Origin of the sequence: Rufibacter roseolus (assembly GCF_017916365.1) — a bacterium.
GTDB classification, from domain to species: domain Bacteria; phylum Bacteroidota; class Bacteroidia; order Cytophagales; family Hymenobacteraceae; genus Nibribacter; species Nibribacter roseolus.
On record NZ_JAFMSU010000001.1, the window covers coordinates 335,728 to 349,306 of the forward strand.

The 13,579-nt window shown below is 50.7% G+C and carries 10 protein-coding genes; 7 read left to right on the forward strand and 3 right to left on the reverse strand.

Annotation, left to right across the window (positions count from 1 at the left end; translation table 11 throughout):
- Positions 1-185: 185 nt before the first annotated feature.
- Both J3P35_RS01420 and J3P35_RS01425 read right to left on the reverse strand, forming a co-directional pair.
- Entirely contained in the window at positions 186-1,379 is a 1,194-nt protein-coding gene (locus tag J3P35_RS01420) for a T9SS type A sorting domain-containing protein (RefSeq protein WP_210462340.1), read from the reverse strand.
- A 282-nt stretch (positions 1,380-1,661) separates the two neighbouring features.
- A complete protein-coding gene (locus J3P35_RS01425; RefSeq protein WP_210462341.1) occupies positions 1,662-2,555 on the reverse strand; it encodes an NAD(P)/FAD-dependent oxidoreductase in 894 nt (297 codons plus the stop codon).
- Positions 2,556-2,970: 415 nt separating this feature from the next.
- On the opposite strand from J3P35_RS01425, the gene J3P35_RS01430 reads away from it, so the two are divergent.
- The 5 genes from J3P35_RS01430 (at position 2,971) to J3P35_RS01450 (ending at position 7,773) form a co-directional block, all read left to right on the forward strand.
- The gene (locus J3P35_RS01430; protein WP_210462342.1) at positions 2,971-4,212 is read left to right on the forward strand and encodes an OmpP1/FadL family transporter; all 1,242 of its coding nucleotides are present in this window, start codon (positions 2,971-2,973) and stop codon (positions 4,210-4,212) included.
- Between the two features lie 12 nt (positions 4,213-4,224).
- Positions 4,225-5,664 carry an SGNH/GDSL hydrolase family protein gene (locus J3P35_RS01435; RefSeq protein WP_210462343.1) on the forward strand — a complete coding sequence of 480 codons (1,440 nt, stop codon included), beginning with the start codon at positions 4,225-4,227 and terminating at the stop codon, positions 5,662-5,664.
- Between the two features lie 153 nt (positions 5,665-5,817).
- Positions 5,818-6,282, forward strand: a complete 465-nt coding sequence (locus J3P35_RS01440) for a lipocalin-like domain-containing protein (RefSeq protein WP_210462344.1) — start codon at positions 5,818-5,820, stop codon at positions 6,280-6,282.
- A gap of 432 nt (positions 6,283-6,714) precedes the next feature.
- Positions 6,715-7,182, forward strand: a complete 468-nt coding sequence (locus tag J3P35_RS01445) for a hypothetical protein (protein ID WP_210462346.1) — start codon at positions 6,715-6,717, stop codon at positions 7,180-7,182.
- A 120-nt stretch (positions 7,183-7,302) separates the two neighbouring features.
- Entirely contained in the window at positions 7,303-7,773 is a 471-nt protein-coding gene (locus J3P35_RS01450) for a hypothetical protein (protein ID WP_210462348.1), read from the forward strand.
- 105 nt (positions 7,774-7,878) lie between these two features.
- Here the strand turns inward: J3P35_RS01450 and polA are convergent, their stop codons facing one another.
- Positions 7,879-10,749: a DNA polymerase I gene (gene polA, locus J3P35_RS01455; RefSeq protein ID WP_210462350.1), complete on the reverse strand. Its 2,871-nt coding sequence runs from the start codon at positions 10,747-10,749 to the stop codon at positions 7,879-7,881.
- Between the two features lie 466 nt (positions 10,750-11,215).
- On the opposite strand from polA, the gene J3P35_RS01460 reads away from it, so the two are divergent.
- Both J3P35_RS01460 and fbaA read left to right on the forward strand, forming a co-directional pair.
- On the forward strand, positions 11,216-11,497 hold the full coding sequence (locus J3P35_RS01460) for a 2TM domain-containing protein (RefSeq protein WP_210462352.1): 282 nt from the start codon (positions 11,216-11,218) through the stop codon (positions 11,495-11,497).
- Positions 11,498-11,549: 52 nt separating this feature from the next.
- Entirely contained in the window at positions 11,550-12,617 is a 1,068-nt protein-coding gene (fbaA, locus tag J3P35_RS01465; RefSeq protein WP_210462354.1) for a class II fructose-bisphosphate aldolase, read from the forward strand.
- The last annotated feature ends 962 nt before the right edge of the window (positions 12,618-13,579 follow it).

Consider the following 13,579-nt stretch of genomic DNA (forward strand, 5'->3'; position numbering starts at 1 on the left):
CCTTAAGACTACCCCTACCCGCACTACCAATTTTTTTGTATTTTTTAGGACACTCATCTGAAAGCAGGTTCCGGAACCCCTTCTCCCCAGCCCGGCTCTTGCATAAAAAAGGTGCGTTTACGGGCTGATTTTTAGAAATCAGCCCGTAAACGCACCTTTTCTCTCTCCCAAACCTTTAGGCTGGTTTACTTCGTTTTCACCACCGTGCGCGAAATCTCTTTATTGTTGTCTGTGAGGATGCGCAGGACGTACACGCCCGCCCCCAGGTGCTGACAGGGAACCACGTGGTTCCCCTTACTGATAGAAGGGTACGAGGTCATGGCCTCATACAATTTCTTTCCCTGCAGGTTGAAAAGCTGGACCTGGGCCTGCTTAAAGCCTGCGGCGGCTAAGGTGATATTCAGGTCACCGGAAGTGGGGTTGGGGAACACCGCCAGAGAAGACGCAGGCAACTGCTCCGCAGCTTTAGTGACAATAAAGGTCTGGAAGTCTGAGTACACATCTCTATAGCCATTCTCTAATTCTCCGCCCTCGGCTCTCCTTATTCTAGCGATCTTCTCTGTAAGCACACTTTCAGCATTGTACGTCAGCGTGTATTCTGTCCCCAGCGTGAACCGCCAAGCATTGTTGGCCTGTTCGTACGTCCGTATTTGGGTGGGGTTCATTTGAGCATCAAAGTTGGTAAGGGTACGTGAATGGGACACCCAGCCATCTCCGGATGGCACGTCAAGGACATAAGTTAATGTTCTGGTGGCAGGGTCATAGGAGTTGCCGTGTCTTTCATTATTCACCCAATCAACATCCAAGGGTGCAGGGGCTGTTTGAATGGCATGGCTAAGCAACTTGAAGGGGTTATTCTGATCTGTGGACCAGGCCTGGTGGGTGTGCCTTTCTGCATCCAGCCAACTATTGCTAACCTCATCCCAATCCTGGCGCAGAACGGCAGAAGGGTTCAGGTCATTTTCTGTATACTGGTACATGACCCTGGAGGTATTAACAAAAGATGAGCGGTCAAGGCCCTTTGCCTGTTGCGTTATGCTGATAAGCCTTCCCTGCGCATCATACACATACGTAGACTTAGAGCCATCTACCCAGCCTCCAGAACCAGGAATTAGCTCCAACGTTTCCAGTAACCCAAAATCGCCATATGTGTGGCGGGTCTTGTGTAATTCAACATCACCTTGAATAAGTATGCGTTCTGTTTCCTGGCCGCGCGTGTTGTACACATGGGAATTACTGAAAGCAAGTACCCAAGAGCCCGTTTCCTGGCTTCCGTACCATTCATAATAGTCTGTCCAGCGAGGGAGCGTGAGGGTTGTTTGCGCCCATGATCTGAAGGCAAGGGCACATAAGATCAGAGAGAGGTATATTGTTCGCATGGCAAGCAATGATTACTTACACAAAGCCACACAGAGTGCCGGGAAGCACCGCTCGTCCATTTCCCAAAGGCAATTTTACCTACTACTCAGCCATCCTGCAAACCACCTTTGCCGATTTTGTCTTGCACATAGTTAAGTTACAAAAAGCGTCTGGTAATTCACGCCATTTCCTACACATAACGGGAATATAATCAATAAGTTGATCACAAATAAAATGCGCGTTTAGCGGCCGTTTTGTGAAAGCAGCCGCTAAACGCGCATTAGAAGCTTCTGTACCTGGAGCTACAGCCTGAACTCTTTCTGCAGCTCCATATTGATGGCCACGGCGGCCTTGGTGCCTTCAGCGGCGGCTACAATAACCAACTGCATGTCACGGGCGGCATCTCCGGCCACGTAAAGCCCAGGCACATTGGTTTGCTGGTGTTTGTAGGTTCTTACCACGCCTTTGCTGGTGAAGTCACACTGCAGTTGCCGCGCCAGGTCAGAGTGCTGGTCTGAGCCAGTGGAGAAGAACATAGCCTCGCGGTTCTCCACCTGTCCGTTCTTGAGCACGATGCGCTGCAGATGCCCGTCTTCGCCCTCCAGCCTTTCAATGGCTGCGGTGTTGATCTGCACTTTGTTACGGGCCAGGAGCTCGCGGTCTTCGCGGGTAAGACGGTTGGTGCCATCTGTGAACAGCATAACGTCACTGCTCCAGGTTTTCAGGGAAAGGGAGAGCCCAATGGCATCGCGGTTTTTGCCGTAGGCGGCCAGCGGCTTGTTCTTTGACTCGTACCCGTCGCAGTAAGGGCAATGGTGGATGCTGGAGCCGTAGAAGGGCTCGGCCCCGGGTATCTTGGGCCAGCGGTCGCAGAGACCGGTGGCCAGCAGCACTTTCCGGGACAGGTACACCTGGTCTTCTTCATCCTCCACTTTGAACAGGTCACCCTCTTTGGTCACCCGTACAATCCGTTTCTGTTTGATATCCACTTCATACTTGGCCAGGTCTTCGCGGCCCAGGCGCAGGAACTCGGCCGGAGGGGTACCGTCGCGGGATATGAAACCGTTCATGGCATGGGAATAGGAGTTCCGGTACACGCCGGAATCAAACAGGGCCACTTTTCGCATACACCGCCCCAGGAGCATCGCCGCGCTAAGACCAGCCGGGCCTCCGCCAACAATCAATACATCATACATACTTGAAATCTCTTAACCAGTCATGGCTAAACGCATCTGGCAAAAAAGAGATGGTTTCTGCGTGATTTTTTTCTTAGAGGGCTTTTGCCTTCCTATGGATTATTTGAAGGAAACCGTACTTACCACAACGTCATAAACCGCTTTTATTTTACAGCCCCCTTATGGTTAAGGAAGGAGCCTTAATGGCTAAGCCGGAAGACTCGCACACGTGTGGGTACACAGGAAAATTCTCCCCGATGGCCTGTAAAAATACCATAGCATATTTCTGATCAAAACCGCACACACTAAATCATAATTAATAATTATAAAAAATATGGCGATATGCATAACACTATCAGAATATCAGTTCTATTTATCTATATTTGATTAACAAATCCTTAAGAACCAAATACACTTATTTTTAACTAGCGAACGCATGAAAAGTAAATTTTTAGCCTTACTAGGCAGTGCTGTGCTCTCGGCGGGCGTTGCCCAGGCCGGAGGGTTCCAAGCTAACCTACAGGGGCAAAAGCAGATAGGCATGGGCCACGCAGGCACTGGTTTGGCGCTGGACCAAAGTAGCATTTTCTTTAACCCAGGAGCGCTGGCCCACCTTCGGCAGAATGGTATCCAGTTGGGGGTTAGTGCGTTGAATGCGAAAATAGCTTACAGAGAACCTTCTCCAGGTTTCTCAGAGTCCACCACAGACAATCCCATCAGCACCCCGTTCCAGGTGTATGCTTCCTTTGGGAAAGAAGAAAGCCCGCTCCGCTTCGGTATTGGGGTGTACACGCCTTTTGGTTCTTCTGTTAACTGGGGTAACCAGTGGCAGGGACGTTACGGCTTGAATGAGTTAACCCTGAAAACCATTTTCATTCAGCCTACCATCAGCTACCGCATCTCAGAGAAACTGGGCGTGGGAGCCGGATTTGTTTACTCAACCGGTAGTGTGAACCTGCAAAGAAGCATTCCTTTGACAGACGCCAGTTACAATGAGGCCGGGGTAGAACTGGACGGTTCGGCGAGCGGTTTCGGGTTTAACCTGGGCGTTTTCTTCCAGCCTACAGAAAAACTCTCCCTGGGCCTTACCTACCGCTCTAAAGTGGAGATGGAAGTGAAAGACGGCGATGTGACCTTCATGCTACCTACTTCACCGTTAGTGGCGGGTCAGTTCCAGGCTACTCAGTTTGACGCCAGCCTTCCTATGCCTGCCAACATCACCCTGGGTATTGGCTTTAAACCTACAGAGGCCCTAACCTTTGCCGTTGATGTGCAGCGCGTAGAGTGGAGCGCCTACAAATCGCTGCGCTTTGACTACAATGCCGGGGTACGCGGAGAAACCTTCTCTGAAAGCCCGCGCAACTACGAAGACGTTTTCATTTACCGCGTAGGTGCCCAGTACAAGGTGTCTGACATTTTCACCGTCAGAGCCGGCGCTTACTATGACAACTCACCGGTACAGGAAGGCTACCTGACCCCAGAGACACCAGACTCTGATTCAAGAGGGGTATCTGGCGGATTAACCCTGGCCCTGAGCGATAAAGTTGACCTTGACGCCTCCTTCCTGTACATCAACAAGAAAGAACGCACCGATGACGCGAGCAAGTCTGGCGGTGTAGCCGGCACTTTCAAGTCAGTAGCCTACATTCCGGGTGTTGGCATCAATTACAAGTTTTAATTTCAAGACAAGATGAAGAACATATTCTATAGATTAGGCGCGGCCGCTCTTCTTTCCACCGCTTTCTTATTCAGCGGTTGCGAGCCCGAGTTTGAGGAGGACATTACCCTTAGCAAAGGTCCTCTGGATTTCAGCAAGTACGTATCCGTAGGAAACTCCCTTACCGCCGGTTACCAGGACAACGGCCTTTACCTGGAAGGCCAGGTGTTCTCTTACCCCAATATTCTGGCTAACCAGTTCAGCTTTGTAGGCGGCGGCCAATTTGTGCAGCCTCTGTTCACACAGGCCCAAGCCAATGGTTCTGGTTACCTTCGCTTAGGTGGATTCTCCTCCACCGGAGCTCCTATCCTGGCCCCGGTGACCACTAACCTGGCCGTACGCACCGATGTTGCTCCCCTACCAGGCGGCCGCCGTCTTACCAAATTCACCGGCGCTATCCAGAACTGGGGCGTACCGGGTATTTCTGTCCTGGCCAGCGCTGTGCCGCAATACGGTGGTGTGAACCCTTACTTTGAACGTTTGTTATCAGATGCCGAAGTGGGCCAGGTAAGCTACGTTCAAAAGGTGGTAGCCACTCAGCCTACGTTCTTCTCGCTTTGGCTGGGAAATAACGATGTGCTGGGTTACGCCACCGCCGGCGGTGTGGTAGATCCTGCCAACCCGTTTGGCGGCATTACCCCAACTGCTACGTTCAATGCGATTTACTCTCAGCTGGCAGCTGGCTTGTCCAGAAATAAAGCAGCCAAGGGTATTGTAGCTACCATCCCGGATGTGCGCTCGGTACCGTTCTTTACCACGGTAGGCCCTACGTTCAAGGCTGGTTTGCCTGCTGCGGTACCTGCAGTAGTGGCTTTAACCAAAAGCGCAGCCAACCGGACAGTGATCGCCAAGAATGACATCAGGGTAGGTTCTACCGGGTCAGCTTTGTTTACCCTTACCTCCACTGCTTACCTGGGCTTGTTAGGTCAGCCAACCGGTAGATACTGGCGTGACCAGGCCAAGGCGAAATATCCTTCAGATGCCGCAGCCATGGACCAGGAGCTGAAAAGACTGCTGCAGAACTACCAGCTGGATACCACCAAGATGTTTGGTTTAAGTGCAGAGAACCCCTTGCCAAGCGCCCTGGTACTGGATGCCGAAGAACAAGCCGAGATCCAGGCTGCTACAACTGAATACAATAACATTATCAAGAACGTAGCAGCCGCCAATGACCTGGCCGTGTTTGATGCCTTTACTTTCTTCAACAGCATTCAGACACCTTACAGCATGAACGGTGTTACGTATTCTCCGGCGTTCATCACAGGTAACCTGTTCTCGCTTGACGGCGTGCACCCAACGCCGCGCGGATACGCCATTATTGCCAACGAGATGATCAAGGCCATCAATGCCAAATACGGTTCATCCGTGCCTACCATTGATGTGACCCAGTTCCGGGCGGTGCTTATCCCGTAACCAGAACTACTTTCATTTTAGGAAAAGGCCAGCCCACCAGCTGGCCTTTTTTATTCGCCTCCTGGGTGGGCCATTATACTAGTCTAGAAAATCCCTCGTTTTCAGTCCGAAAGAGTTTATATTCGTATACCACCCTATCTAAAACCTGAGCTTATGAAAAACTATCCTTTACTTCTACTCCTGTTTTGCTGTACCCTTTTCTTTACCGCCTGTAGCGATGATGATGACGAAGCACCCTCTAAAGAGCAGATGCTGCAAGACAAGCGCTGGCAGATAACGGCTCTGGAGGCTTCCACTCTGTTTGGTGATATAGACTTCTACGCCGATCTGGAAGATTGCCAGAAGGATAACTATGTTGAGTTCAGGGACAATGGCGTGCTGGTAGTTAACGAAGGAGCCACCAAGTGTGATGATTCTGATCCGCAGGAGGCCCAGGGCACCTGGTCTTTGAACGGAGATGTGCTGCAGATTTCGGGCATAGGCGCTTCTTTTGGCCTGCCGGTGAATGATCTGGAACTGACCATCACAGAGCTTACTGCTACCAGCCTCTCCGCAGATTTCAAACAGAACGTCTCCGGCTTTGATATTGACGGCACGGTAACCATGAAGACCATGTAAACCCCAGAGGTACATAATATATATATTCCTTGAAAACAGAAGAGGGAGCCCGGCAACAGGCTCCCTCTTCTGTTTTTAAGCCGTTTTCCAGAAAACAATGCGATTTCCCCAGGGTATTGCCATACAACTCCCACTCTCACAGTTATTTCTCTAAAATAAACTATCTAATTCAGGTCGGCTTTCAACGGTTTCACTCGCCAAAAATCCAGGTTGGGTGAGGATGTCTACTTTTCCTGAAATCCTGTATAGGGGTTATCTGCAGAAGCCCGGTCTTATTTCTACAAACGGCAATTATACTTTAACTACATGAAATTGCACCAGGCACATAGAAGCAAGCATGTAATTAGAGTTGACCAGGCCAGTAGTTAAAAAGAATTCTAACCCTATTTCTAACCTATAATCATGTTTGTTTCACTTTATCAACTCCCTATCATGTTAAAAAAATCTTATCTTCTGACCATCTTAGCAGCTTTCACACTGGTGTTCTCTTCTTGCAGCAAAGACGATGACGGTGACGAGCCAAAATCAAGAGTAGATGTAAGCCAACTGGAAAAACACGAATGGAAAGTAACTGAGCACATTGTAAAGGCCGCCGGCCAGGATGACTATGACGTAATGGAAGAAGACTACGGCGGAGACATCTTCGTGAAGTTTGATGGCGACGGCGAATTCTCTGTTACCACAGAGAGTGATGGCGATTCTGAGTTTGACGGCAGCTATGATGTCAACGATGATGAGATCGACTGGAACTTCCCGCTCTCTGTAATGGCTCAGTTAAACGGAGAGGATAATGCCACTTACACCATCGAGCAGCTCAACGCCAATACTTTTGAGCTTACCACCTCTGAGACTATGCAAGGCGTGAAAGTGACAGAGAACATCACCTTCAAGGCTCAATAATCTTCCATACTTTAAGCGTCACCAGGTACCTCTTACACAGTTCACCTGGTGACGCTTTTTTATGGGCAAACCACATCCTTTATCTAATCTCTTATCTAAACCATCTATCCGATATCCATCATGTTACATAAGTCATACCTCCTCACCATCCTGGCCGCGTTCACCCTGGTGTTCTCTTCCTGCAGCAAAGACGACAAAGACGATCCGGAGCCTACCCTTGAAGCGCAGATATCCCAGAAAACCTGGCTTCTGGATGACCATGAAGTCCTGTTTGACGGGGAAGATGAGCCAACGAACGTATATGATCTATTCATTGATGCCGTGGGCACAGATGATATCGCCTTTAAACTTGACGGTAAAGGAGAATACATGATTTACCTGGACGGTGAAAAGGAAGAAAACGGGGATTACCAGCTGCAGGATGACAAACTTGACTGGGAATACCCCTTGACTTTCAGCTATGGAGCCTCAGATGGAGAAGACAATGACTTTAAGGTGAAACTCAACGGCAGCACCCTTACCCTTACCGGCGAAGGAACAGACCCCAGAGGTATAGACTTTAAAGAAACCATTACCTTCAAAGTAAAATAGAGTTAATTGAATATTGCAAAACAGGAAAGGGAGCCCGTAAGCTCCCTTTCCTGTTTTATGTGCATCTATTTCTCCCCTGTTTCAGGAAAAACGCCCTATAAACGCTTAGTGCGCCTGCAACCAGTTCTCGCCGGTACCCAGGCCAACTTCCATAGGTACGCTCAGCGGGAAAGCGTGCTTCATCAAGTCCTCTATCTTAGGCTGCACAATTGGCAATTCCTCCTTAAGCACATCAAACACCAATTCATCGTGTACCTGCAGGATCATGCGGCTGGCCAGTTTCTCTTCACGGAGCCACTGGTCAATGTTGATCATGGCAATTTTGATGATATCAGCAGCCGTGCCCTGGATAGGTGCGTTGATGGCGTTTCGCTCGGCGTAGCCCCTGATGTTCTGGTTACGCGAGTTGATGTCTCTGAGGTAACGGCGGCGGCCCAGCAGGGTCTCTACAAACTCCTGGTCGCGGGCCTGGTTGATGGCGCTGTCCATGTACTGCTTCACGGCCGGGAACTCCTGGAAGTACGCCTCAATGATCTCGGCGGCCTCTCGGCGTGGAATAGCCAGACGTTCTGCCAGCCCGAAGGCCGAGATACCGTAGATGATCCCGAAGTTGATAGTCTTGGCCTTGCGGCGCATGTCTGAGTCTACCTGGTCTACGGGCACGTGGAACACCTTGGCCGCGGTAGAAGCGTGAATGTCCAACCCTTTCTGGAACGCCTCTTTCATGGTGGCATCATTGCTAAAATGCGCCATGATGCGGAGCTCAATCTGCGAGTAGTCAGCGGAGAGCAGCACGTGGTCTTCATCCCTCGGAACAAACGCTTTGCGGATTTCGCGGCCTTTTTCCGTCCGGATTGGGATGTTCTGCAGGTTGGGGTTGGTAGAGCTTAAACGCCCAGTAGCAGCCACGGCCTGGTTGTAGGACGTGTGCAGGCGGTTATCCTCGGTGCAGATCAATTGCGGCAGGGCATCTACGTAGGTGCTCTTGAGCTTGGTCAGCTGCCGATGGTCCAGGATGAGCTGCACAATCTCGTGCTCAAAGGCCAGCTTGGAGAGAATCTCCTCGCCGGTGGCGTACTGGCCGGTTTTGGTCTTTTTGATCTTGCTGCCACCCAGGCCCATGCGGTCAAACAGCACCTCGCCCAACTGTTTGGGTGACCCGATGTTGAACTCCATGCCGGCCAGGTTGAAGATCTTCTGCTCTATCTCCTTGATATCGGTCTGGAGCACGATGGAAGACTCGGCCAGGGCCTCGGCGTCAATGCTTACCCCTTCGCGCTCCATGTGGCCCAGCACGCGCAAGAGCGGGTTCTCCACATCGTTGAAGAGGCGTTTCAGGCCTTGTTTCTCTAAAAGCGGGTCAAAGTAGTTTTTGAGCTGCAGGGTGATATCGGCGTCTTCGCAGGCATACTCGTAGATCTGCAGGGCCGGCAACTTGTCCATGGTGAGCTGGTTCTTGCCTTTGCCCAGCAGCGTCTCAATCGCGATGGGCGTATAGTGCAGATACGTCTCGGCGAGGAGGTCCATGTTGTGGCGCATGTCAGGCTCCAGCAGGTAATGGGCCAGCATGGTATCGTAGAGCGGTCCCTGCACGTCAATGTCGTAGCGCTGTAATACTACCAGGTCATACTTTATGTTTTGGCCTATCTTGGTAATAGTGGGGCTTTCCAAGACTTCCTTGAACTCCTGCACAATCTCGCGGGCGGCTTCTTCATCGTGCGGCGGCACGGGAATATAGTAAGCCTCGCCAGGCATGTAGCAGAACGACATACCCACCAAGCGGGCCGTGATGGCGTCAATGCTGGTGGTCTCGGTGTCAAAGGAAACCTCTTTCTGCAGTTTTAGATATTTGAGCAATTGCTGCCGTTGCTCGGGGGTGGTGAGCAGGTGATATTCGTGCAGCGTGGTATCAATGGTCTTTCTTACGCGGGGGGCATAATCCTCTCCGGCGGCAGTTGCATCAGTTCCTTCTGCCGTCTCCATGGTCTCGGCGGCGGGCATGTCAAACAGGGAGGTCTGCCCCATAGGTTTATCTGACTTGAGTCCTTTGCCCACGGTGGGTTTATTGCTCACAGGTTTGGGAACGGCCGGAGAGGCGGTGCCCAGCACGCGGGTAGCCAGTTGCCGGAACTCCAGCTCGTCAAACAACGCGGCCAGTTTCTCCATGTCCGGACCATCATAGCGGAGACCTTCCTCGTCAAAGTCAATGGGCACATCAAGGTGAATGGTCGCTAGTTCTTTGGACATGAGGCCCTGCTCGGCGAACTTCTCCACGTTCTCTTTCTGCTTGCCTTTGAGCTCATGCGCGTTGGCGATCAGGTTCTCCACGCTCCCGAAGCGCTGGATGAGCGTTTTAGCGGTCTTTTCGCCAATTCCGGGTATTCCCGGAATGTTGTCCACGGCATCGCCCTGCAGACCCAGGATGTCAATGACCTGCTTCACATCGCTGATTTCCCAGCGCTCTAGCACTTTGGGCTTGTCAATCACCTCAATGGCGTTGCCCAAAAAGGCCGGTTTGTAGACAAACACATGGTCGGTGACCAGTTGGTAATAGTCCTTGTCGGGGGTCATCATGAAGACATCGTAGCCGGCTTTCTCGGCCTTGCAAGACAGCGTGCCAATGATGTCATCGGCCTCAAAACCGTCCATCATCATGCCCGGGATCCCGAATGCCTCCACAATCTTCTTCACGTACGGAATCGCGATGGAGATATCCTCGGGCATGGCCTGCCGGTTGGCCTTGTATTCCACAAAGCTGTCGTGCCGGAAGGTTTTGGAGGGGGCGTCATAGCAAACCCCTATGTGGGTTGGCTTTTCGCGGTTAAGCAGGTCTACCAGGGTGTTGGTGAAGCCCAGTGCTGCCCCGGTGTTCATGCCTTTGGAGTTGATTCTAGGGTTCTTGCTGAAGGCGAAGTGGGCGCGGTAAATGAGCGCCATGGCGTCTAGCAGAAAAAGGCGTTTGTCTGGTGTACTCATAGGTTAGCGAAGGTACGGGCAAAGCCGCGCGTATGCAATGGTGACTCTTGTATAAACTCTGGATCAGGCAAAAAGTTAAAGCCCGCCGTTTTTATGTGATTCTGAAAAAACAAGCCCCAAACGGGATGCCACCATGCTTCTGCCTCTGGATGAACTAACACTGCTTCTGGTAATTCATACAACCAGAAACTGCTGTCCACGTGTACATGGGTTTGGCTAGTGGCCCCGCAAAGAACTAATATACAAGCTAAAAAGGCCCTTGGCTTTCCTCCTCTTTTCATTTTACCAACATAAAATCCGTTTTGCGGTTAACTCTCGTAGACATAGAGGTAAAGGACGTCTGCATTTGCGCGTTACCAGGCCCCATGTGTAGGATTTGTACAAACTTCAACCTGAAAAGAGGCAAATCTCAATCTTAAAGCATTATATTTATGTTTTGCTATATAATAAGCTTATAGGAAAGCAGATGGAAGAAGAAAAAGATAAGTTCTTATGGAAACTGGCCAAAAAGCGCGTGGCTTTCAGGCGGCACCTCTTTACATACCTGCTGATTAACCTGGTGGTGTGGCTGGTGTGGTTCTTTACCAAAGACCAGAATTACACTTATATGGGGTTACCCTGGCCAGCCTGGATGTCTTTTGGCTGGGGTATTGGGCTTGCCTTCAATTACTATGATGCCTACTACAGTACCCAGGACTATGCCGTGGAACGCGAGTACCAGAAACTAACCAGAAACAAGAATCTTTAGAACTAACGGATTTATTACTTAGTTTTGCTAGTAGACCAAAACTAGCAAATCCATGCCTAAATTTAGATCTGGGGTTCTGTACGGAGACGAGGTGCAGGACTTATTCAAGTACGCCAACGACAATAACTTCGCGCTTCCCGCTGTAAACGTAATTGGTACCAACTCCATCAACGCGGTGTTGGAAACGGCCAAAGCGGTGAATTCTCCCGTTATCATTCAGTTCTCCCAAGGCGGCGCCCAATTCTATGCCGGCAAAAGCCTGAGCAACGAAGGACAGGCAGCCTCCATTGCCGGTGCTATCTCCGGTGCCCACCACGTACACCAACTGGCCGAGGCTTACGGAGTAACCGTAGTTCTCCACACTGACCACGCTGCTAAAAAACTGTTGCCTTGGATTGATGGTCTGCTAGATGCCGGCGAGAAATTCTACGCCCAGCACGGCAAGCCTTTGTTCAGCTCCCACATGCTGGACCTTTCTGAGGAGCCTCTGGAAGAAAACATTGAAATCTCTGCCAAATACTTTGAGCGCATGTCTAAAATGGGCATGACCATTGAGATTGAATTAGGCGTAACCGGTGGCGAAGAAGACGGCGTTGACAACTCAGACGTAGACAGCGCGCACTTATATACCCAGCCAGAGCACGTAGCTTATGCTTACGAAGAACTGGGCAAAATCAGTAACCGTTTCACCGTGGCGGCTGCTTTCGGGAACGTGCACGGCGTGTACAAACCAGGAAACGTAGAGCTTCGCCCCGAGATCCTGAAGAACTCTCAGGATTTCATCCAGCAGAAATACGGCACCCAGGCCAACCCAGTGAACTTCGTATTCCACGGCGGTTCCGGCTCTGAGAAAGAGAAAATCACCGAGGCCATTGAGTACGGCGCCATCAAAATGAACATTGACACTGACATGCAGTGGGCATTCTGGGACGGCATCAAAAACTACTACGAAGGCAAAAGAGACTATCTGCAAGCCCAGATTGGTAACCCAACCGGCGAAGACAGCCCTAACAAAAAGTACTACGATCCCCGCGTATGGTTACGCGCCGGCGAAGAGACCTTTGTGGCCCGCCTCAAAGAAGCCTTCCAAGACCTGAACTGCATCAACCGCAACGCATAGTTTAATGTGCTAATTTTTTAATGTGCTGATGTGCTATTTTGGCAGCAGCATAAGTAGAAAGCCGATCCTTAGGGATCGGCTTTCTTGTTTTACAGGGCTTTGAACGTAGGGAAGCAGTTGAACGGCAATTCTGGAATGCGTCAGGAAGCGGTTTGGCTACAGTTTTGGTTGTTGGTGATAACACCAACAACGGCTGGCGAGAGTGGTATACGGTAAGGATTGTAGGGGCACCTCTTGTGGGTGCCCTTTCGGTTGCTAATGGTTGTTTCCAGTAGCTGCCGTTTATTGCGGAGGACCTGCTGGAGACAAGGCATGCCTTGTCTCTACATAATTAGACTAATGTAACAAGGATAGCAGGTCTAATCTCACCTTCGTCCGCAGGAGGATGCAGGCATTGCAGCGGCTCTAAAACCTAGGCAGGACCATGCAGGTCGGCGGAGGTTGGGCGCGTGCGTAACCCAACCTCCGCCGAGCGCAGGCAATGGCTTCTCAAATGGCAATGGCGTAAGTTCACTATGGAACAAAAGGCTTTTGCCAGGTGGTACCATAATGAAGAAAAGACTGTTTGAGCGTCAGCGAGTTTCTTTTCTTCTTGATTCTTTTGGTTACTTTTCTCATCAAGGAGAAAAGTGACAAACGCCCGCAGACCGCGGCTGCAGCCAAGAGGCTTGGAAGGAAGGAAGTGGGTGGTAGCTGTGGTAAGTGGATTGAAGGGGAGTAGAGGTCGTTGGGAACACCAAACACGGTGATATACTTCCAACTGGAACCTCTGCCAATTCGCCAATCAGGAGATTGGCTGTCCGGGAAGTGCGGAGAGCGCTGCCGCTAAATCTCCGCACAACGCGAGGAATCCGAGTTAGAGACTAGCGCCTCACTGCAGTTGCAAACTGCAGGCCATGGTAGGTCCAAGTTAAAAACTTGAACCAGAGAAAACGAGATTAGAAAAGTTAGCATTCTCATTC

Coding starts and splice junctions, on each gene's coding strand:
- J3P35_RS01420 (WP_210462340.1), bottom strand. CDS start 1,379: ATGCGAACAATATACCTCTCTCTGATCTTATGTGCCCTTGCCTTCAGA.
- J3P35_RS01425 (WP_210462341.1), bottom strand. CDS start 2,555: ATGTATGATGTATTGATTGTTGGCGGAGGCCCGGCTGGTCTTAGCGCG.
- J3P35_RS01430 (WP_210462342.1), top strand. CDS start 2,971: ATGAAAAGTAAATTTTTAGCCTTACTAGGCAGTGCTGTGCTCTCGGCG.
- J3P35_RS01435 (WP_210462343.1), top strand. CDS start 4,225: ATGAAGAACATATTCTATAGATTAGGCGCGGCCGCTCTTCTTTCCACC.
- J3P35_RS01440 (WP_210462344.1), top strand. CDS start 5,818: ATGAAAAACTATCCTTTACTTCTACTCCTGTTTTGCTGTACCCTTTTC.
- J3P35_RS01445 (WP_210462346.1), top strand. CDS start 6,715: ATGTTAAAAAAATCTTATCTTCTGACCATCTTAGCAGCTTTCACACTG.
- J3P35_RS01450 (WP_210462348.1), top strand. CDS start 7,303: ATGTTACATAAGTCATACCTCCTCACCATCCTGGCCGCGTTCACCCTG.
- polA (WP_210462350.1), bottom strand. CDS start 10,749: ATGAGTACACCAGACAAACGCCTTTTTCTGCTAGACGCCATGGCGCTC.
- J3P35_RS01460 (WP_210462352.1), top strand. CDS start 11,216: ATGGAAGAAGAAAAAGATAAGTTCTTATGGAAACTGGCCAAAAAGCGC.
- fbaA (WP_210462354.1), top strand. CDS start 11,550: ATGCCTAAATTTAGATCTGGGGTTCTGTACGGAGACGAGGTGCAGGAC.